This is a genomic window from Acinetobacter sp. 148 (assembly GCF_031196675.1).
Taxonomy (GTDB): Bacteria; Pseudomonadota; Gammaproteobacteria; order Pseudomonadales; family Moraxellaceae; genus Acinetobacter; species Acinetobacter baumannii.
Genome location: NZ_JAVIMT010000023.1, coordinates 18814 through 40196, shown reverse-complemented (window position 1 = coordinate 40196; position 21383 = coordinate 18814). Strand labels below are relative to the sequence as shown.

18 protein-coding genes are annotated in these 21383 nt (G+C 40.4%); 12 read left to right on the top strand and 6 right to left on the bottom strand.

What is annotated here, in order from left to right; translation table 11 throughout:
• The first annotated feature begins 86 nt into the window (after nucleotides 1–86).
• Complete coding sequence (locus RFX69_RS05350; RefSeq protein WP_001256565.1) at nucleotides 87–779, top strand: ion channel; 693 nt, start codon at nucleotides 87–89, stop codon at nucleotides 777–779.
• A 165-nt stretch (nucleotides 780–944) separates the two neighbouring features.
• Nucleotides 945–2912, top strand: a complete 1968-nt coding sequence (locus RFX69_RS05345) for a choline BCCT transporter BetT (RefSeq protein ID WP_271055978.1) — start codon at nucleotides 945–947, stop codon at nucleotides 2910–2912.
• 57 nt (nucleotides 2913–2969) lie between these two features.
• On the opposite strand, the gene omp33-36 is transcribed toward RFX69_RS05345, so the two are convergent.
• Nucleotides 2970–3869 carry a porin Omp33-36 gene (omp33-36, locus tag RFX69_RS05340; protein WP_000733005.1) on the bottom strand — a complete coding sequence of 300 codons (900 nt, stop codon included), beginning with the start codon at nucleotides 3867–3869 and terminating at the stop codon, nucleotides 2970–2972.
• Nucleotides 3870–4861: 992 nt separating this feature from the next.
• On the opposite strand from omp33-36, the gene RFX69_RS05335 reads away from it, so the two are divergent.
• Nucleotides 4862–6568, top strand: coding sequence for a GGDEF domain-containing protein (locus RFX69_RS05335; RefSeq protein WP_271055979.1), 1707 nt, complete (start codon nucleotides 4862–4864; stop codon nucleotides 6566–6568).
• Nucleotides 6569–6601: 33 nt separating this feature from the next.
• On the opposite strand, the gene uvrA is transcribed toward RFX69_RS05335, so the two are convergent.
• Nucleotides 6602–9436, bottom strand: coding sequence for an excinuclease ABC subunit UvrA (gene uvrA, locus RFX69_RS05330; RefSeq protein ID WP_000083355.1), 2835 nt, complete (start codon nucleotides 9434–9436; stop codon nucleotides 6602–6604).
• 296 nt (nucleotides 9437–9732) lie between these two features.
• Here uvrA and RFX69_RS05325 point away from each other — a divergent pair, with 296 nt between their 5' ends.
• The 4 genes from RFX69_RS05325 to RFX69_RS05310 all read left to right on the top strand — a co-directional run bounded on the left by RFX69_RS05325 (nucleotide 9733) and on the right by RFX69_RS05310 (nucleotide 12129).
• Nucleotides 9733–10335, top strand: coding sequence for a TetR/AcrR family transcriptional regulator (locus RFX69_RS05325; protein ID WP_000826320.1), 603 nt, complete (start codon nucleotides 9733–9735; stop codon nucleotides 10333–10335).
• Nucleotides 10336–10338: 3 nt separating this feature from the next.
• Nucleotides 10339–11316, top strand: coding sequence for a zinc-binding dehydrogenase (locus RFX69_RS05320; protein ID WP_289332975.1), 978 nt, complete (start codon nucleotides 10339–10341; stop codon nucleotides 11314–11316).
• Nucleotides 11317–11381: 65 nt separating this feature from the next.
• Nucleotides 11382–11735, top strand: a complete 354-nt coding sequence (locus tag RFX69_RS05315) for a DUF1304 domain-containing protein (protein ID WP_000580165.1) — start codon at nucleotides 11382–11384, stop codon at nucleotides 11733–11735.
• Between the two features lie 52 nt (nucleotides 11736–11787).
• Nucleotides 11788–12129, top strand: a complete 342-nt coding sequence (locus RFX69_RS05310; RefSeq protein WP_279722701.1) for a GlpM family protein — start codon at nucleotides 11788–11790, stop codon at nucleotides 12127–12129.
• Between the two features lie 49 nt (nucleotides 12130–12178).
• On the opposite strand, the gene tenA is transcribed toward RFX69_RS05310, so the two are convergent.
• Nucleotides 12179–12853 (bottom strand): thiaminase II, encoded by a 675-nt coding sequence (gene tenA, locus RFX69_RS05305; protein ID WP_000899418.1) that lies wholly within the window; start codon nucleotides 12851–12853, stop codon nucleotides 12179–12181.
• Nucleotides 12854–13115: 262 nt separating this feature from the next.
• Here tenA and RFX69_RS05300 point away from each other — a divergent pair, with 262 nt between their 5' ends.
• From RFX69_RS05300 to ssb, 3 genes are all read left to right on the top strand, one after another.
• Complete coding sequence (locus RFX69_RS05300) at nucleotides 13116–14198, top strand: DUF475 domain-containing protein (RefSeq protein ID WP_005130634.1); 1083 nt, start codon at nucleotides 13116–13118, stop codon at nucleotides 14196–14198.
• Nucleotides 14199–14344: 146 nt separating this feature from the next.
• Nucleotides 14345–15709, top strand: a complete 1365-nt coding sequence (locus RFX69_RS05295; protein WP_289332976.1) for an MFS transporter — start codon at nucleotides 14345–14347, stop codon at nucleotides 15707–15709.
• Between the two features lie 51 nt (nucleotides 15710–15760).
• Entirely contained in the window at nucleotides 15761–16342 is a 582-nt protein-coding gene (ssb, locus tag RFX69_RS05290) for a single-stranded DNA-binding protein (protein ID WP_001215080.1), read from the top strand.
• Nucleotides 16343–16382: 40 nt separating this feature from the next.
• Here ssb and RFX69_RS05285 read toward each other — a convergent pair whose 3' ends face one another.
• Both RFX69_RS05285 and RFX69_RS05280 read right to left on the bottom strand, forming a co-directional pair.
• Nucleotides 16383–16706 carry an AzlD domain-containing protein gene (locus RFX69_RS05285; protein WP_000082712.1) on the bottom strand — a complete coding sequence of 108 codons (324 nt, stop codon included), beginning with the start codon at nucleotides 16704–16706 and terminating at the stop codon, nucleotides 16383–16385.
• Nucleotides 16703–17398 (bottom strand): AzlC family ABC transporter permease, encoded by a 696-nt coding sequence (locus RFX69_RS05280; protein ID WP_289332978.1) that lies wholly within the window; start codon nucleotides 17396–17398, stop codon nucleotides 16703–16705. The genes RFX69_RS05285 and RFX69_RS05280 overlap by 4 nt, the downstream gene beginning before the upstream one ends.
• Nucleotides 17399–17466: 68 nt before the next feature.
• Between RFX69_RS05280 and RFX69_RS05275 the strand changes: the two genes are divergently transcribed.
• Nucleotides 17467–18015: a helix-turn-helix domain-containing protein gene (locus RFX69_RS05275; protein WP_000081859.1), complete on the top strand. Its 549-nt coding sequence runs from the start codon at nucleotides 17467–17469 to the stop codon at nucleotides 18013–18015.
• A gap of 305 nt (nucleotides 18016–18320) precedes the next feature.
• Nucleotides 18321–19763 carry an amino acid permease gene (locus RFX69_RS05270; RefSeq protein ID WP_000718864.1) on the top strand — a complete coding sequence of 481 codons (1443 nt, stop codon included), beginning with the start codon at nucleotides 18321–18323 and terminating at the stop codon, nucleotides 19761–19763.
• 60 nt (nucleotides 19764–19823) lie between these two features.
• Here RFX69_RS05270 and RFX69_RS05265 read toward each other — a convergent pair whose 3' ends face one another.
• A complete protein-coding gene (locus RFX69_RS05265) occupies nucleotides 19824–21323 on the bottom strand; it encodes a PLP-dependent aminotransferase family protein (protein ID WP_001257166.1) in 1500 nt (499 codons plus the stop codon).
• Nucleotides 21324–21383: the final 60 nt, after the last annotated feature.

Sequence of the window (21383 nt, the reverse complement as noted above, 5' to 3'; positions counted from 1 at the left end):
AATAAAGTAGTTTGACTATATCCTATTTTTTGTACAGTATGATTTTCTATAATCCAAAACATAATGAAAAAATGGAAAATAATTAAATGCGATCTATCATTGAATTCTGGTCGAGCTTTCGATTGTTGCCTTCTGCATGGCTGCTGTTGGTGCAATTCATTTTACTTATTCTGGCTATGCTGACTTTTGATAATGAGGCTTACAGGACCTTAACTTGGGCGCTAGGGGTACTTGCATTACTCATTATTGCTAAAGTTATTCGCCAAACACCCATGTTCACTTTTCTCGGTCTCGCATTTGTCAGTGGGGCAATTATAGCTTCGGTCTTTATTTTATTAGGCTATAGCAATTTAACCATCCAGATTTTTGCCCATAGCTGTGAAGCCTTAGCTTACTTTTCGGCTGCTTATGGTTTATTTCGCTATATGTTTGCTGACCGATATTTAACCCGCGATGAGTTGTTTGCAGCTGCCGCAGTTTTTACCTTGCTGGCTTGGGGATTTGCATTTTTATATAACATTTGTCAGTTACTCATTCCTAATAGCTTTCAAAATCCAAACCACATCCATCACTTACAAACTTGGTTAGATTTACTGTTTTTAAGCTTTAGTTTGCAGTCAGCTACGGGACTGTCTGACTTAATGCCCCTTAGTCCACCAGCACGTGTTTTAGCGATGTTACAGATGTTTTGTGGAGTGATGTATTTAGCCCTAATAGTCACGCGTTTAATCGCTTTACAATATATTAAGCACACGCCTAAAAAGAATTCTGATAAATAAAGAAGGAGGTGTTTTAATTTATTTACACCTTTGTAACTGCAATATTATTTAAGTTTATTTAAAGTATTATCGGCTTTCTCTATTGAAAGATAAAACTTTGTTCATTCCTGAATGTCTTTATTGGCTTTAAGCCTGTCATTTTCATTAAAATAACATGGAGGATTTATGCCTTCCAAACAAGCGAGTTGGTTCGCAAATGTTAATCCCAATGTCTTTTTGGGTACGGTCATTATTATTGCTTTGTTCTTAGCAGTTGTTGTGATCGCTCCGAGTTCTTTTGAACTTCTCACGCAACAGTTAAAGCAGTGGATCACTGATTCTTTTAGTTGGTTCTATGTCTTATCGGTTGCCTTCTTTCTTATCCTACTCATTTATATTGCCTGTTCTGCGATTGGACGTATTAAATTAGGCCCTGACCATAGCCAGCCCGAATATAGTAACGGATCATGGTTTGCCATGTTGTTTACTGCGGGTATGGGTATTGGCTTAATGTTCTTTGGTGTGGCTGAACCTGTCATGCACTATGTCAACCCACCAAGTGGTGAGCCACAGACAATTGAGGCAGCACAACAAGCTTTACGTGTAACCTTTTTCCACTGGGGCTTACATGCATGGGCAATTTACGCCGTGGTCGGTTTAGCATTAGCTTATTTTGCTTATCGGCATAATTTACCGCTCAAAACCCGTTCAGCACTGTATCCACTAATTGGTAAAAAGATTTATGGACCGTGGGGCGACAGCATTGATATATTTGCGACCATTGGTACGGTATTTGGTGTAGCGACTTCTCTCGGATTTGGTGTTACCCAGATTAACTCTGGTTTACATTATCTATTTGGTGTTGAGCAAAGCACCACTACTCAGGTTTTACTCATTATTTTTGTGAGTATTCTCGCTTCATTATCTGTGTTCTTAGGACTAGATAAAGGGGTCAAACGTTTATCAGAGCTAAACTTAGTATTAGCTTTAATATTATTAGTATTCGTTTTTATCGCTGGTCCTAGTATTTATTTACTTCAGACCACTATTCAAAACACTGGGCAGTATATCTCTAACCTTTTTACCATGACATTCAATTTATATGCTTATCAGCCGAATGGATGGATTGGGGGATGGACTATTTTATATTGGGCTTGGTGGATTTCTTGGTCGCCATTTGTAGGTATGTTTATCGCAAGGGTTTCACGTGGTCGTACTATTCGAGAATTTATTGTCGGGGTACTCCTCATTCCAACAGGCTTTACCATTATCTGGATGGGCTTTTTAGGAAATGCCGCGTTATTTAGCATTATCCATGAACATCAAACCACTTTAATTCAGGCTGTTCAGCAAGACTCGTCAGTTGCTCTATTTGAGTTTTTAGGACACTTGCCATGGTCAGGTTTCATGAATATTCTGGCGACTATTTTGGTGGTTTTATTCTTTGTGACTTCTGCTGACTCAGGGGCATTGGTTACTGACTACTTAACAGCAAAAACAGAAAATTCACCTACTTGGCAGCGCCTGTTCTGGACAGTGCTTATGGCGGTGCTGGCTATTATTTTACTCTTGGTGGGCGGTCTTGCGGCGCTTCAGTCTTCAATCATTATGAGTGCGTTGCCTTTTACCGTAGTCATGCTGTTAATGAGTTGGGGCCTAATAAAAGCCTTGCATCTTGATGTCACTAAAATGATAGCAATTCAAGAGGCTCGCATTACACCACGTGCCATTCATAACCCTAGAAGCTGGCAGCAGCGTCTTGGTTTAATCATGCATTATCCTCATAGTGAAGAAGAGGTGAAGCAATATATTGAAAAGCAGGTTTCACGTGCTTTTGAAAATATTCAGCATGAGTTTAGACGCCGTCATCTTGAGGTGTCGATTAGTGAAGTGGAAGATGGTATGCAGCTTCGAGTCGATCATCATCATGAAATTAATTTTATTTATAAAGTTGTTTCACGTGAAACAGTACCCCCAAGTTTTTTAATTGGTCGTACAGAAGCAGAAGACGGTCAGTATTTTCAAGCCGAAGTGTTTTTAAGAGAAGGTGGACAGAACTATGATGTAATGGACTGGACTCAGGAAGATTTGATTCAGGATATTATTGATCAGTACGAACGTCATTTACATTTCTTAAATATCGTACGCAGTTAATAGCCATAAAAAAAGGACTCAATTGAGTCCTTTTTTTAATTCAATTTCTAAATTAAATTAGAAACGGAATTTAGCATTTAAGCCGATAGTTTGTGTATCGTAGCTAGACTTTTTAACGTCAGCTTTCATGTAAGATGCACCAACTGCTAAAGCAGGAGTGATGAAGTAGTTTACGTTACCACCCCAAGCTTGGCGGAATTCACCAAGGTCATTACCTTTGATGTCAGCTTCGCCATCGTTACCCACGAAAGTAGCGCCAACACTTAACTTAGGAGTCAAGTAAAGGTCAGTTTTTAAACCGTATTGGTTTTCTTGACCGAATGCACCAGCAGCTTCAAAACCGATTGCCATGTTAGTTCCATCGATTGGACCAACATATTTAGCACGTGCTGTAACAGCATCTTGGTCGTTTTGGATAGCAGCAGTTTGGTTAACAGCAGAGTAGATACCGTTACCGATGATACCGAAGTTATCTAAAGCGAATTGGTTAGCAACACTTGTATAACCAACAGTCATTAAGAAGTTAGGTAACAACATAGCACCAACTTCTAATGCATAACGGTCACCGTTGTCATCTTTAGAGAAGTTGTTTTTACCATCAACATCAGTGTGGTTGTAAGTTGCGCTAGCATATACAGGAAGGTAAGGAGTTGGAACGTATGCCTCACCTTTAACACCGTATGTACCAATGTGGTAGTTTACGTTGTTTTGGTCATATTGTTGATAGCTATAACCTAAAGACACGCTAGAAGCTTGGTTTAAGAAAGCTGCTTCAGCTAAAGGACCCTTAGCTGTATCAACATTTTTCAAATAGAATGTACCAGCAACGTCACCAGTGAAGTTTTTATCATTTGCAGTTGTGTCAACATATTCAGATTGACCTTGAACTTCAAATTGATAAGCATGAGCACCGGTCATGGCTAATAATACAGCAGTGGCTAAACCAAGTTTTTTCATAATCATTTCCAGCATTAACAAGAGATAAAGCTGGGGTCATTGTATTGTAACAATTTATGAAGTCAATAATAGATGAAACGTAATGTTAAGGAAATTTGACACTTATGTTAAAAATGGTTAAAAAAACAACAATTGAAGTGTATTATGTCAACCTGCTAAAAAAATGAACATTAACAAGAGTCTAAACCTTAAGTTTCATAGGGAATTGACACTAAATAGTTTAAAAATAATTACATTTACAATTGGAAAAAGCGATTTTATTAATCGGTTTTAACGTTAATTTATTTGTCGACTTGTTTAATAAATAGCCACTCAAACATTATTCTTTTTTCAATTTTGCTGTATTTTGAGTAATAGTTAACACTATTTCGATAAGTTCATCTAAATAATCTATCTATTTTGAATTATTATATAATTGAATAAAGCAAAGAAAATATGTTTTTAAACTAAAAAAACGATTAAAAAATTAATTCTGATCAATTTAATCAACTTTACAAAATTAGAGATAAGTCACACAATTCAATTGCAAAGTTCACTATCTAACATTTTTAGAGTTGGAAGTGCTTTCCCAGATACGATGTGTTATCACATCAGACTTTACGAGCTCAGCTTTCCCCAAGGTTGAGCTTTTTTTTATCTATAAGAAAACATTAATATTTATTAAAAAAAATACATGAAATTTCTTCTATTGAGTGTGTATAAAAAAGAACCCAGCTGAGGGCTGGGTTTAGGATGCTGGGAGAAACATCCAAGAGGAAAAAGAAGCTAATTATAGGATTGCGAAATTTACATCATCTGTAAAATGGAGTTTTGCTATAGCCATCATTTGCTCTTTCGATCAAATTTTTAAGAAATAGAAAAGATGAAAGCGTATATTGCGTTAATCGAACTTTGTTGCTGAACTTCTGTTCAGTAAAGTGCTAGGATGCGGATTAATTACTTCATTCTATAGTAGTGATCATGGTAGGACATTTACGGAGTACCAGCTAGAAATGTCAGGATTACGTTCAGAACATATCAGTAATCGACTGTTTTTCTTCATGTTGGTCATTATTTTGTCCTTACTGTTTATGGCGGTTCCGCTTATTGTCAGCAGTTATCAAGAATATTTAAAAACTAAACAAGCTTTGGTTGAAATTAAAAGCTTAAGATCAATTGCTGAAGTTGCAAATAAAGTCTCTAAAGAACGTGCGCCCGCAAATAAATTAATGTCGAGTAACGCTGCCGACTTTTTAAAAAATCAAAAAAACTTAAAAGAATATCGCCTTTCTGTTGATCGCCAACTTAGTGAAACTATTCATATTTTAAAAGAAGAAGGTTATGCCGATTTAGCAAATACTTTAGATACTAAATTTAGAGATGATTTAAAACAGGCGCGTGCTGTAGTTGACTATTATGTTGCAACTCCTGAACAAGCGAGAAGCTCTATACAATTCGATAATGCAATTTTGGCTATGTTTGGAGCTTGGGATAGCTGCCGAGAAGTTTTACAAAATTTGATGCTACAGTTAAAAAGTAAAGATAGCCAAATTAACAATTATTTTACTTTGATTGTGGTTTTGACTGATATGAGGGATCAAGCTGGTCGTACCGCATCTAATGTTATTGCGCCTGTGACTTTTAAAGAAACCATACCTAATGATAATCGGGCGCGGTCTTTGCAGACTCAGCAGCAAGCACGCTACTTATGGGCACTTGTGGACACACTACAGTCAGAGCAAGCTAAAACTCCGGAATATCATCGCCTTTACTCAAGGGTTAAAACTGAATTTTTAGATAAAGGTGTACCTATTGTGGGTCAGCTTTTAGATGAAAGCCAAAAGCACCAAGCCTATCATTTAAACGGAACAGAACTGACAGACCAAATCGTTGATAAATTTACCACGGTTATTGATTTGCAAAAGTTTTTACTTAATAAAAGCGTCTTGATTGCATCTCAAGAAAACTATTTAGCAAAAAAGAAGTTTTTCCTTACTTTACTCATTTCAAGCATATCCTTAGCAGCAGCGTTACTTACACTAATTTATGCAAAGAGAAGGGTGTTTGAGCCTCTTATTCAGGCCCGTACCTTAATTCTTGATTTATCTCATAGCACAGATTACCCAATAGATGAGTTGAAACCTAAAAAAGGCGAATTTATTTCGTTGTTCGAAGCTATTGATCGTTTACAAAGGATGCTCAAGCAGCGAGATGCTTTTGAATTCCAGCTTAAAAATATTGCCAATACAGATCCATTAACGGGTGTATCCAATCGTTTGGCTTTATCTGAGTATTTAAAAATTGTTGAGAGTTACCCTCAAAAATTTTCTCAAACTTGTTTGATGATTATTGATATTGATCGCTTTAAACACGTGAATGATCAATATGGTCATATTGTGGGTGACCAAGTGATTCGGCGTATCGCAGATCAATTAAAAGCAAATGTACGGGCTTCTGATTTAATTGTTCGTTATGGTGGTGATGAGTTTTTAATTTTGTTAGAACAAGTGCAGTTTTTAGATGCACGTCTCTTGGCCGAAAAAATTCGTATTGCGATTTCTTTAGAGGAAATTGATCTATCTGGTACACAAGAAAAATTGCATGTATCGGTCAGTATTGGGTTTGCGATTGGAGCGACAAGCTGGATGGAGTTATTAGAGAACGCTGATCGTTCACTCTTAAGAGCTAAAGCTCGGGGACGAAATGTAGTAGAGGGATAAAAAAAGCCGGAAAATAAATTCCGGCTTTTTGTTTTATTGTTTCAACATCGGTTTCAAGAAACGACCCGTATGGGAAATTTCAACCTCAGCCACTTGTTCAGGTGTACCTTCGGCAATGATCATACCACCGCCCGAACCACCTTCAGGGCCTAAGTCGACCACCCAGTCTGCTGTCTTAATTACATCAAGGTTATGTTCAATTACCACAATGGTATTACCCTTGTTGCGTAGCTCATGCAAAATATCGAGTAACTTGGCAATATCGTGGAAATGCAAACCTGTTGTTGGTTCGTCCAAGATATAAAGCGTTTTACCCGTATCACGTTTCGCTAACTCACGAGCCAGTTTGACACGCTGTGCTTCACCACCAGAGAGTGTAGTCGCAGCTTGACCTAAACGAATATAGCCTAGACCTACCTGAGTTAAGGTTTCTAAACGACGGTGAATAACTGGAATAGCACTAAAGAACTCAGCAGCATCTTCAACTGTCATTTCTAAAACATCAGAAATGTTTTTGCCTTTATAACCGACTTCAAGTGTTTCACGGTTATAACGTTTGCCATGACATGCATCGCAAGGTACATACATGTCTGGTAAGAAGTGCATTGCGACTTTAATCATACCGTCGCCTTCACACGCTTCGCAGCGTCCACCTTTTACGTTAAACGAGAAGCGACCCGCACTATAACCACGCGCTTTCGCTTCTGGTGTTTGAGCAAATAATTCACGAATTGGCGTAAATAGACCCGTATAAGTCGCTGGATTAGAGCGCGGTGTACGGCCAATTGGGCTTTGGTCAATATCAACGACTTTATCCAGATGTTGTAGACCATCAATCGAGTCAAATTTTTCAGCTGTTAAAGTCGTTGCACCGTTGAGCTGTGTTGCAGCCAGTGGAAGTAACGTACGGTTAATCAGTGTTGATTTACCTGAACCTGAAACACCCGTGACACAAGTCATAATGCCAAGTGGGATGGTTAAATCGACATTTTTTAAGTTATGACCCGCTGCACCTGAAAGTTTAATTTTTTCTTCAGGTTTAGGTGGTTGAGTTCGCTGTTTTGGCACTTCAATTTTGAGTTTGCCTGAAAGATATTGGCCTGTGAGTGAGTCGGCATGTTTAGCCAGCTCATCATACGTACCTTCAGCAATGACAACGCCACCATGCACACCAGCACCCGGGCCGATATCAATAATATGGTCAGCTGCACGGATTGCATCTTCATCATGTTCAACGACTAATACCGTATTGCCCAAATCACGTAAGCGAATTAGCGTTTGTAATAAACGGTCATTATCACGTTGATGGAGACCAATTGATGGTTCATCAAGGACGTACATGACACCCATCAAACCTGCACCAATTTGCGAAGCTAGACGGATACGCTGGGCTTCACCACCCGATAGTGTTTCGGCAGAACGAGCGAGACTTAAATAGTTCAGGCCAACACTCACCAAGAAATGTAAACGCTCACGAATCTCTTTAAAGATTTTATCTGCAATTTCACCTTTGGCACCTTCAAGGTTTATACCTTGATAGTAACTTTCGGCATCTCCAATCGACATGCGAGTAATGTCGGCAATCGTTTTGTCTTTTACACGAACATGACGTGAAATTTCATTGAGACGTGAACCGCCACATGCATCACAAGCTGCATTAGACAAATATTGTGCTAAATCATCGCGTACATAATTACTTTCAGTTTCACGATAGCGACGCTCAAGGTGTGGCAAAATTCCTTCAAAAGGTTGCACGCGTGTATGTTTACGGCCACGTTCATCGATATAACTTAAATCGATTTTTTCTTTGCCAGTACCTTGTAAGAATTTCTTTTGCGTGTCTTTATCTAACTGATTCCAAGGTGTATCAAGTTGAAAACCAAAATGGTCGGCAACTTTTTGCAGCATTGAATAGTAATAAGGACGTTGACGATCCCAACCACGAATAGCACCTTCACTAATTGCAAGCTCAGGGTTAGGAATGAGTTTTTCAGGGCTAAAATGGCTACGTGTACCTAAGCCATCACAGACAGGGCACGCACCGAACGGGTTATTAAATGAAAATAAACGTGGCTCAAGCTCTGCGACTGCGCGATCACATTCAGGGCATGAGTGTTTTGCAGAAAAAACGCGATCTGGGTGTTCGCCATTCATCCACGATAAAACTGCAATATCGCCACCTAAACGCAGTGCAGTTTCAAATGATTCAGCAATACGGTTGCCTAAGTCATCACGTACTTTAAAGCGGTCAACAACTACCTCAATGGTATGTTTTTTCTTTTTGTCGAGTTCTGGTGGTGTATCAATATCAATGATTTCACCATCAACACGGGCACGAACAAAACCTTGACCTTGTAGTTGTTCGAACAAGTTGCTGTATTCACCTTTACGCTCACGAACAACAGGGGCAAGCAACATGAGTGCAGTGCCTTCCTCAAGGTTTTTCACCGCATCGACCATTTCAGAAACAGTTTGCGCAACCATAGGTAAGTCGTGTTCAGGGCAATAAGGCGTACCGACACGTGCATAAAGCAGACGCAAATAGTCATAAATTTCGGTAATCGTACCAACCGTTGAACGTGGGTTATGGCTAGTAGACTTTTGCTCAATCGCAATGGCTGGTGACAAACCTTCAATCGAGTCAACTTCAGGTTTTTCCATTTGCGATAAGAACTGGCGGGCATACGCTGAAAGTGATTCGACGTAACGGCGCTGTCCTTCGGCATACAAGGTATCAAAGGCAAGAGAAGATTTTCCTGAACCTGATAGCCCCGTAATTACCACAAATTTGTCGCGTGGAATATCGAGTGACACATTTTTTAAGTTATGGGTGCGTGCGCCTCGAATACGGATATGACTTTGGCTCATAAAACATCTCAATTGTGTATTGATGAAAATTTAGGTGTTGAGTGATCAGCCGCAGGGAGGTGTGACTGGTTATAAACAACAGACCCTATATATGATAACGATTTAAAATTGTTCAAGTGGTATAAAATGATTTAAAGCGACAAATTGTGACGGTTAAACGACAAACGACAAAATTTGTTTAATTAAGCAGGTTGTATTTTTAACATTCCTCATTCTACATTTCTACTCTAAGCAAATTTTAACCAGCAACATAATTTTACTAGACGACTGGTCTAATAGTTGTTTATGATGAATGCATGAAACGATTAAATAAAAGCGAAACCACACGACAACACATTCTAGATACCAGTTTTGAACTGGTACTACATAAAGGTTTTGTCGGTGTTGGTTTGCAAGAAATTTTAAAGGCTTGTGACGTACCTAAAGGTTCGTTCTATCACTACTTTGCTTCAAAAGAGGCGTTTGGCTGTGCGTTGCTCGAGCAATACATGGCCAATTATAAAGTCCGTATGGAACAGCTTTGGCAGCACAGTGAGCAAAGTGCCCATGCCCGTTTAATGGCTTTATGGCAGGCGTGGATTGATGATCCGGTCCATGGTAGCTGGGCTGAAAACTGCTTGATTGTGAAATTGGCAGCCGAAGTTTCGGACTTGTCAGAAGATATGCGCCAAATTCTAAATGACGGTGTGCACAAACTAACCCAACGTTTGGCTTTACTACTCAAAGAAGGGCAACAAGAAGGATCAATTCCAAAACATATTGAACCTTTGAAAACTGCGCAAGTCATGTATCAGTTATGGTTAGGTGCTGCTTTACTCACAAAATTGTCGCAAGACAAAGCACATCTACATCTAGCCTTAGAAACCACCCAACAACTCTTAAAACCGATAGAGGAATAAAGCATGCGAAGTATTATCCATCGTAATTTTGGCGAACCTGTAGACGTTTTAGAGCAGGCGGATATGCCAAAGCCTGAACCAAAAGCAGGCGAAGTGCGTATTAAAACCATCATGTCTCCGATCCATAATCATGATGTATGGACAGTACGAGGAAGTTATGGCTATAAACCAACTTTACCAGCGATTGGTGGCAGTGAGGCAGTTGGTATTGTAGATGCGTTAGGTGAAGGTGTTGAACATGTACAGGTAGGGCAACGTATTGCCGTTGCGGCTGTGCATGGCAGTTGGGCTGAATACTTTATTGCGCCTGCTCAAGGTATTATTCCACTCAATAATGAAATTGATGATGAAACAGCAGCACAACTGATTGGTATGCCAATTAGTGCACTCATGCTACTCGACTTTGTAAATGTTCAACCGGGTCAATGGCTCATTCAAAACACGGCGAATGGTGCAGTCGGTAAAACAGTTGCCATGATTGCGCAGGCACGTGGTTTACCTGTGATTAATCTGGTTCGCCGTAGTGATGCAATTGCCGAGATGCAAGCATTAGGTATTCAGCATGTTGTTGCAACCGATCAGCCTAACTGGAAAGAGCAAGTTAAACAGATTCACGGTGACCAACCTCTAATTGCCGGTGTGGACTCGATTGGTGGAAGTGCAAGTGGTGAAATGCTGAATTTACTCAGTGAAAATAGCCTGCTCGTTTCGTTCGGTAGTATGACTGGCGAAACCATGCAGATTTCATCGGGTGATCTAATTTTCAAACAAGCGACAGTAAAAGGTTTCTGGGCGAGTGTGGTTAATAAAGAAATGCCAGCAGCTCGTAAAAAGGAACTGATCGTTGAGCTGCTAACATTAGCGACTCAGAAAAAATTAATCTTGCCTGTAGAAGGTGTATTTAGTTTTGATGAGATTAAAACTGCCGCTCAAAGAGCAACGCAAGGCGCTCGTCAAGGCAAAATATTATTAAAGCCGTAAAACACTAAAAGATCAGTCGAGAGACTGATCTTTTTTCATATCTTTAAAATAAAAAGGAAAATTGTATGATCGGACAAATATTGATTGCGCTTATCGCAATATTACATGTCTATATTTTAGTGTTAGAGATGTTTTTGTGGGACAAACCTTATGGCATGAAAGCCTTTGGAAATAATGCAGAAAAAGCAAAACTCACCAAAGTCATGGCACAGAACCAAGGTCTTTATAATGGCTTTTTAGCAGCAGGTTTATTTTGGTCTTTATTGGCTGATGCGCCATTTGCAACATCAATTGCCAACTTCTTTTTAGGCTGTGTACTGATTGCTGGTATTTATGGTGGTCTGACTGCCAGTAAAAAGATTATTTATATTCAGGCGGTTCCGGCATTGATTGCTTTAGTCGCTGTTAATTTTCTTTAAAAAGCGCAAAATACAGCGTTTTGAAATGAATATGACCAGATAGGATCAGCGCATGTGGGCGTTATTTTTAAAGTGTATGTTGGGGGCCGGGGTTGTCCTCATTATTTCGATTTTATCGAAAAGTAAGGCATTTTATATTGCGGGTTTAGTCCCGCTTTTTCCAACCTTCGCTTTAATTGCCCACATAATTGTTTTTCAACAAAAAGGAGCCGAAGCATTACAGAAAACGGCTTTATTTGGTTTATGGTCACTGATTCCTTATGCCATTTATTTAGCTGCTGTTTATGTGCTGGCAACGCGTATGTCAATGTGGTCTTGTCTAGGAGTCGCAACGCTATGCTGGGTTGTGGCTGCGGCAGGTTTGATTTACGGCTGGCAATTGTTTCAAAGTTAAATTAAAGACTGACCATTTAACGAAGTAAATGGTCAGAGCTCATCTTGATTTAGATCTGATCTAAACCTAACCATTGTCTTTGATGGTAGGCACTATCCCAAAATAACCATTCAAGTTTTGCACCCATGGTATAGGCTGCATGCATTTTCTCTAAAGTATCTGCATCACAACGTGCGGCAACTTTATCTACCGTCGCAATCACATTACGAACGGCGGTATGGAATTCTTCACCTGCGTAGGTATCAATCCATGCCTGATAAGGATTGTTTGGGACAGACTTACTCACAATGTCTTTACCGACTTCGGCATAAATCCAGAAGCAAGGTAATAGAGCAGCAAGTACAACAGGGTAGCTTTCAGACCAAGCAGTTGCTGTCAAAAATGAAGTGTAATGATGGCCTGCCAAGGTCAATGGGGTATTTTTAAATTCTTCTTTGGTGACACCAAAGTTTTTCATAAAGTCGTCATGCAAACTGCGCTCGACCACAATTGCAATTTTAGCTGCATCAGAAAACTGCATAATATCGTCAGCATCAAAAGCTTTAGCTGCTGCAACAGCCAGCACACGGCCATAGGCCACTAAATATTGAGCATCTTGAATAACATAATGACAAAAAGCTTCTTTATCTAAAGTACCGTTAGCAAGTTCCTGATTAAAAGGCAGGTCGAGAATTTTTTGATATAAATTTAAATTACGTTGCCAGAGTTCTTGAGAAAAAAGCATAAAAACATTCCATTTAAAATAAGACAGCTAAACCCGATTTTAAATCAATTTTAAAATACAAAAATAATAATGATAGATATATCGCAAGAAAATATTTAATACGATTAATAAGTTAATGAAATATTATAAATTTCTTTATTAAACAGTGAGATAAAGTAAAGTGAATAACGGCATAAAACAACATCGTTTTGTGGTTAATTATCGATATAATAGCCGCGGTTTTAAGAAAGATTAAATTTAGTTCTTGGTATAGGTCTGATCCATGAAGCATTTCCGATTTTCGATATTTTTTACGGTGGTGTGTTTAGCACTATCCGCTTACTGGGGTTTTACCCATGGACCTGAAGCGGGCGTGTCAACCATGCTTAAAGCTTTAACCATTACCGCGATTTTAGCTGTGATGGAAGTTTCTTTATCTTTTGACAATGCGGTCGTGAATGCATCGGTTCTACGTAATTGGGACCCGTTCTGGAAAATGATCTTTTTAACGGTAGGTATTTTAATCGCCGTTTTTGGTATGCGTCTGATTTTCCCAGTCGTGATTGTTGCAGTGACTGCTGATATGGGTGTTGTTGAAGTAGCCAAAATGGCACTTAATGATCCAAAAACCTACTCTGAACGTTTAATGGCACATCACGCTGAAATTTCGGCTTTTGGTGGAACATTCCTATTACTGGTGTTCTTAAACTTTTTCTTTGATGACGAAAAAGAAACGCATTGGTTTAGATGGCTTGAATCTAAACTTGCAAGCTTGGCAAGCGTACCGGCAATGTCTGTATTTCTTGCTTTGATTGCTTTAATCGTGATGGCTGCTTATGTGGACGAAGTTCACCGCTTAGCTGTGGTCATGGCAGGTATTTGGGGCATTGTGGTTTATATTGGCGTTGAAGTGTTAAGTCATTTGTTAGGTGGTGAGCCTGAAATTGATGAAAATGGTAATGCTGTATTACAAGATGGATCAGGCGCCGCTTCTGGTGTTGTAAAAGCCGGTTTAGGTGGTTTCTTATATCTTGAAGTGTTAGATGCATCATTTAGTTTTGATGGTGTAATTGGTGCATTTGCCATTACTAGCGATGTTGTCGTGATTATGCTCGGTCTTGCAATTGGTGCTATTTTTGTCCGTTCAATGACAGTTTACCTTGTAGAAAAAGGCACACTAGATGCCTACGTGTTCTTAGAACATGGCGCGCATTATGCGATCGGTGCTTTAGCATTCATTATGATTGCAAGTGGTACTGGCGTACATGTACCTGAAGTTGTCACAGGTTTAATTGGTGTAGCGTTCATTGTTTGGGCGGTTATCGCTTCAATTCAATATTCGAAGCGCGAGCAACAGTCGCCTTAAGCTAATTTTCAGCAAACTTCGATAAACTAAAGAGGCTAAACGCCTCTTTATTTTTTTAAGCCCAAATCGTTATTTTAAATAAGGTGTCCCGTATTTTTAGAAACGAATCGGCTTATAATTTACTTAGTTTGATAACGTGTATTGATATGATGAATGCTTTGGAACGTCGCTCAACTTTTGCCTTAAGTAGTATTTTTGCGCTACGCATGTTGGGCTTGTTCATGATTATTCCTGTCTTTTCTGTAGTTGGGCAGTCATATCAATATGCGACTCCAGCACTCATTGGTTTGGCTGTAGGTATTTATGGTTTAAGTCAGGCCATTTTACAAATTCCATTTAGCTTACTTGCTGACCGTTTTAGCCGTAAACCGCTTGTGGTCTTTGGTCTATTGCTCTTTGCTATTGGTGGCACAATTGCCGGATTATCTGACACCATTTATGGCGTAATTATTGGCCGTGCTATCGCTGGGGCGGGTGCAGTTTCGGCAGTAGTTATGGCACTTTTAGCCGATGTGACGCGTGAAGAGCAGCGTACTAAAGCCATGGCTGCCATGGGCATGAGTATTGGTCTATCTTTTGTAGTCGCTTTTAGTCTTGGGCCTTGGCTCACAAGCCTTGTAGGTATTTCTGGTTTGTTCTTTGTGACAACCATCATGGGTTTGATCGCGATTGCGATGTTATTGCTGGTGCCTAAAGTTACTCGTCACCATCGTAATTACCAGCAAGGCTACATGGCACAGCTTAAACAAGTCATTCAAATGGGTGATTTAAACCGTTTACACGTTTCGGTTTTTGCATTGCATTTATTGCTGACTGCCATGTTTATTTATGTGCCGTCACAGCTTATTGAGTTTGCGCATATTCCTTTGGCGAGCCACGGTTTGGTGTATTTGCCACTTTTGGTTATTAGTCTGTTTTTTGCATTTCCTAGCATTATCATCGCTGAAAAATATCGCAAAATGCGCGGCATTTTCTTAACAGCAATTACAGGTATTATTGCAGGTTTGCTTCTTCTTATATTTGGTTATCAGTCAAAATATGTATTACTCGCTGGCTTAGGAATTTTCTTTATTGCATTTAATGTGATGGAGGCTTTATTACCTTCTTGGCTGTCAAAATCAGCTCCAATCCAGTCGAAAGCCACCGCTATGGGGGTAAATGCCAGTAGCCAGTTCTTAGGTGCCTTTTTTGGTGGCACACTAGGTGGTCAATTATTGATGTTACATAATACTGCGATTGGATGGAGTGTCTTAGCAGGGATTGCTATAATATGGCTGCTAATTAGTTTTGGTTTAGCTCAGCCGCGGTATTTGTCATCTATTGTGCTGCCATTGCCGCAAGTGCAACAGGTGAATGAGTGGACCACACAACTATTGGCAATTCGTGGTATCGAAGAAGTTGTGGTGATGCCTGACCAGCAAGTTGCTTATATTAAAGTCGATAAACAGTCTCTTGATGACGCTTCGCGACGTGATTTAACGCAGTTGTTCGGTAAAGAGGTAGCCATTTAAGCATAACTCTTATAAAGTAAAACATAGAAATGTATAGGATGAAGACAGCTAATGCGTGGTGTAAATAAGGTTATTTTGGTTGGTACTTTGGGTCGTGATCCTGAAACAAAAACTTTTCCAAATGGGGGCTCGTTGACCCAGTTTTCTATCGCAACAAGTGAAGTTTGGACCGATAAAAATACAGGTGAACGTAAAGAACAAACAGAATGGCACCGTATTGTTTTGCATAACCGTTTAGGGGAAATTGCTCAGCAGTTTTTACGTAAAGGTTCTAAGGTTTATATCGAAGGTTCATTACGTACACGTCAGTGGACAGACCAAAATGGTCAAGAACGTTACACTACAGAAATCCGTGGCGACCAGATGCAAATGTTAGATGCTCGTCAACAAGGTGAACAAGGTTTTGCTGGCGGTAATGATTTTAACCAACCACGTTTTAACGCGCCTCAACAAGGTGGCGGCTATCAAAATAACAACCAAGGTGGTGGCTACGGCCAAAACAATGGTGGTTATGGTGGCCAAGGTGGTTTCGGTAATGGTGGCAATAGCCCACAAGGTGGTGGTTTCGCTCCTAAAGCGCCACAACAACCAGCATCTGCACCAGCTGATTTAGACGACGATTTACCGTTCTAATCAAAGTTTCAAAAAAGGCGAGTTTATCTCGCCTTTTTTATTATTCAATTCCAAGTAAACGTACCAGTGCTGTGCCAGCAGCTGCCAGACAAATCACCAATAAAAGCGGTGCTTTTTTCCAAACTAAGAAAAGTGCCAAACCCACCCCAAATATACGTGCGAAACCCGCGAAATGGTGACCTTCAAAAAACGTAGTGGTTACAGCAATGGCACAGAGCAAAACGGTTGCGCCGTTTGAGAGTAAAACTTGGTATTTTTCAGAAAATGAAAACTTGGCACCTAAGTGAAAACCAGCAAAACGAATACTGTACGTTCCAAGTGCAAGTAGAGCTATTCCTACAATAATCAGTAACTGTTGACTCATTTTTTTCTACCCCATATCAAGCCAAAAAGCGAAATCAGAATTGGAAGTCCTGCGGCTAAAAAGGGTGTGGTTATCAACGCTAAAGCTGATCCGGCAAATGCAGCTTTTCGAGTCACCTTATTCTTTAAAGCAGAAAAAGTAAGAGCAATTAAAATAGCTGGGAAAATCGCATCTAAGCCAAATGTTTTAGGGTCTGGAATAGCACTCCCAATAAAATAACCTGCAGTGACACCGAGCGGCCAACTGAGCATGATACCTATACCACATAGCCAGTAAGCAGCCTTTTTGGTGTCGAAATCAGGCTGTGCCATACCAAACAAAACACTTTCATCGTTCATGATATGAGACCCAAAATATTGAGAGAATTTGCCTTGAATCAGTTCATTGACCGCAATGCCAAAAGGTAGATGTCTTAAATTGACGAGTAGTCCTGCAATTGCAGCCGCAATCGGGCTACCACCTACCGCCAAGAATCCAATAAAAATAAATTCAGCAGTTCCCGCGAGCACAAATATGGATAGGCAAAGTGGGATCCAGAGTGCTAAGCCATAACTTGCGGCGAGTGAACCTAAGGACATACCAACGACACTCGTTGCTAAGCACACAAAGAAAATCGAGCGAGTAGTATCTTTACTAAGTTTTCTAATAAGAGCGTATGTAGTCATGTCATGATATAACGAACGATTTTCCATTATAATGAATAAGTCTGATTGTTTTGTCAAAACGAACGATCGTTTTTTTTATAGAACGGATAGAATGAATGTCTCAGCCAATCGAAATTATTGCCAAAGGTTTAACGCGTGAACGCCAAAGAGCAGGGCTTTCATTGGCAGAGGTTGCGCGCCGTGCAGGTGTTGCCAAATCTACACTTTCTCAATTAGAGGCAGGGCAAGGTAATCCAAGTATTGAAACCTTGTGGGCACTTTGTGTTGCACTCAATATTCCATTTGCGCGTTTGATGGAAGAACCGAGCAATCAAGTGCAAGTCATTCGCTGTGGCGATGGGCCAACGGTGAGTTCGGAGATTGCCAATTACAAAGCAATTTTGTTGGCGACCTGTCCACCCCATGCGCGCCGAGATGTGTATTTATTGATTGTTGAACCGGGCGAAGATCGACTTTCAGAACCACATCCAGTTGGTTCTGTAGAACATATTATTGTGGTTGAAGGGCGAGCTTTAGTGGGTTTAATTGATGAAGCGGTTGAGCTGGGTGTTGGAGACTATATTTGTTATCCAGCCGATCAAAAACATATATTTAGAGCCTTGGAAACAGGCACAAAGGCGTTATTAATTTCTGAGCAAAACTAAAGAAATTCAATCTGATTAAAATAAAAACAAAAAGCCATTTACCAGCATCTTCTATAAAAAGGGCCAATTTTGCGTATAAATTTTGCAATTGGCTCTCTCTTTTATTACAAAAATGGCTCTCGTTTCTTGAGTGCCGAAACGACAAATTAAAGCCATTGGAAGTATGCATACGGAAGCGCCGGATAAGCTCAGTGAATTTTCTGTTTTAGGAATTGGGCAGAACGGCTAAATTTTTAGGGGATATTTTTTGGCTTCGGAGGATTTCCGAGACTAGCCGATATCCTCCATATATTAAGGAAAATGATATGGCAGCTCATCAAAATGGTTCTGAAGCCAATCACTCCCAAAGTTTAAAACATGGACTTAAATCACGCCACTTAACCATGATCTCGATTGCAGGGGTTATTGGTGGCTCTCTCTTTGTTGGCTCAGGCAGTATTATCTACAACACCGGCCCAGTAGTTTTTCTAACTTATGCTTTAGGTGGCCTCCTAGTTTGGTTCATCATGCGTATGTTAGGCGAGATGGCCGTTTTAAATCCCGACAGTGGCTCTTTTTCAACTTATGCAGACCGTGCGATTGGCCGTTGGGCAGGGTTTTCAATTGGTTGGTTGTACTGGTGTACGCTGGCGATGCTCATGGGCTGGGAAGCTTATGTAGCAGGAAAAATTTTAAATAACTGGTTCCCGTTTATTCCGATCTGGGTTTATATGACCGTCGTCATTGTCGCACTGGTTGTTGTCAATTTACAAAACGTCAAAAACTATGGTGAATTCGAGTTCTGGTTTGCGCTCATCAAAGTTATCGCGATTGTTGTTTTCCTTGTGATTGGTAGTTTAGCCATCATGCATTTGTGGCCTTGGGGCAATCCAGCTGCATCTGGTATAAGTAACTTAACCTCTCAAGGCTTTATGCCAAATGGTGGTTCATCAGTGATTACCGCCTTGCTTGGGGTGATGTTCGCCTATATTGGCGCTGAAATTGTTACTGTAGCAGCGGCAGAGTCTGCAAATCCATCTAAAGAAATTCGTAAGGCATCAAACTCGGTGGTTTGGCGTATTATTTTATTCTACGTTGGTTCAATGTTCGTTGCGGTATGTCTTATTCCTCACAACAATGAACTTTTGAAAGATTCAACTTGGGGAACCTATAGCGTGACTTTGTCTGCACTTGGTATTCCGGGCGCGCGCCATATCGTAAATTTTGTAGTTTTAACATCGGTATGTAGTTGCTTTAACTCAGCGCTTTACACGTGTTCACGGATGTTATTCTCGTTGTCTAAACGTGGTGATGCACCAAAAAGTTTTGGTTCTGTAAACAGTAAAAGCAGTCCTTGGGTGGGTGTGATTGTGTCATGCTTCTTCTCTGTAATTGCGGTAATTTTAACTGCAACAGAGAGTATGAATGTTTATGACTTCTTCATGCTAACAACAGGTGCAGCAACACTATATGTGTACCTAACCATTGCTTATTCTCAGCTTCGTATGCGTAAAAAATTAGAAGCTGAAGGCGTGAAGATTGACTTTAAAATGTGGATGTTCCCTTACCTGACCTATGTAGTGATCTTTGCAATTATTGGTGCAATTCTTACCATGTTAATTGAAGGTACTTATTTTAAAGAAGTGATTTACACCACAGCATTGTTCGGCATTATTGTGTTCTTCGGATTATTGTCTGAAAAATTGGGTTGGGGTAAAGACCGTCGCGCAACCCATTTAACTCATAGCCATGAAGAAAAGTTAGTTTAAATTTTTAAATCAAAAGAGCCTCACAGTGAGGCTCTTTTTTATTTTGCTTAGATAAAAAGATCAATTCAGTGTGGGTACACCTGCTTCACGTAAGCACTGGAGCAAGACACCAAAAGCCATCACCATATCTTTTTCATTTACACAGGCAAAGCCCATCAGTAAACCACGCTCTGCATGTGCATGCGACTGCATGTAATACTGTGAAAGTGGACGAACCTTGACACCACGTTCAAGCGCTGTGGCTGCAATCGCGACATCATCGCAAGAGTTCGGTAGTTTTAAAACTAGATGTAATCCTGCCGCTTCGTCATATTCATGAATAAATTCGGGGCCAAGATAGCGTTGAATTAAGCTCACCAAGTAATCGCGGCGTTTACCATAGAGCAGGCGCATACGGCGAATATGCGCTTCATAATGGCCTTCACGTATAAATTCAGCGAGGGCTTTTTGCTCAAGCAAGTGCCCACCACGATAAAGCTCGGCCGCAACAATACGTAGCGGTGAAAATAGCGGCTTAGGGACGACCAAATAGCCAATTCTTAAGGATGGATAAATAGTTTTACTAAACGTGCCCATATATAAAACAGGTGCGTTATTTTCTAAGCCTTGCAAAGATGGATAAGGCTGGCCCGAGAAACGGAACTCACTGTCATAGTCATCTTCTACAATCCAGCTATTGTGCTGACGTGCGATTTGAATCAATTGTCTGCGACGATCAAGGCTTAAATGTGAGCCAAGCGGATATTGATGTGATGGTGTGACAAAAATGAGTTTAGGCGGTACTGCCGGATTTTCTTCAGGAATAATGCCTTCAGCATCGACAGGCATGGGCTGAATATCGAGGCCATTAATCCGTAACGTATTACGCATTCCCCAATAAGCGGGATCTTCAATCCAGACTTTATCTCCCATATCACTCAGTGCACGTGAGACTAAATCAATAGCTTGGTGAATGCCTTCGGTAATAATAATCTGGTCCGCATCGCACTGGACTGAACGCGCAACACGTAAGTAATCTGCCAATGCACTTCGAAGCTCTATGCATCCACCTGCGTTGCTATAAATCAGGCGGTTAATGTCCGGTTCGCGGCTTAAGCGTGCTTGAATGCGACTAAAAATATGATGTGGAAACTCGGTAACATCGGGTGCTCCCGGAACAAAGGCTCCCCATTGATGTGGCGAGGCTGCGGCATAGCCTAATAAATTTGAGCCACGTTGTGAGAGGGCATAGGAACTTTGAACATTTGGGCTAGAAACTACTTTTTTCTTGTTTTGTGTATTTAAAAAACTCTCTGGCAACTTTTCGGCAACCCATGTGCCATGTCCTGTCCGTGCTTCTAAATAGCCTTCGGCCTGTAGTTGTTCGTAGGCACTCAGTACCGTATTTCTCGAAACATGAATTTCACTGGCTAAATCGCGTGATGCAGGTAGACGAGTCTTAGGCTGGATCACTCCATCAATAATGGCACCACGCAGGCAACGGAAAAGGCGTTGATGTAGTTTCCCTTCAGTGTCCTGTTGGAGTCGTTGCAGCAAATGATCTCCAAGTAAACTACGCAATTGGCTCTCTCCTACAGTTAAAAAGTGGCTCTCGTCAGTTGCCATCAGACGAGCGAAATT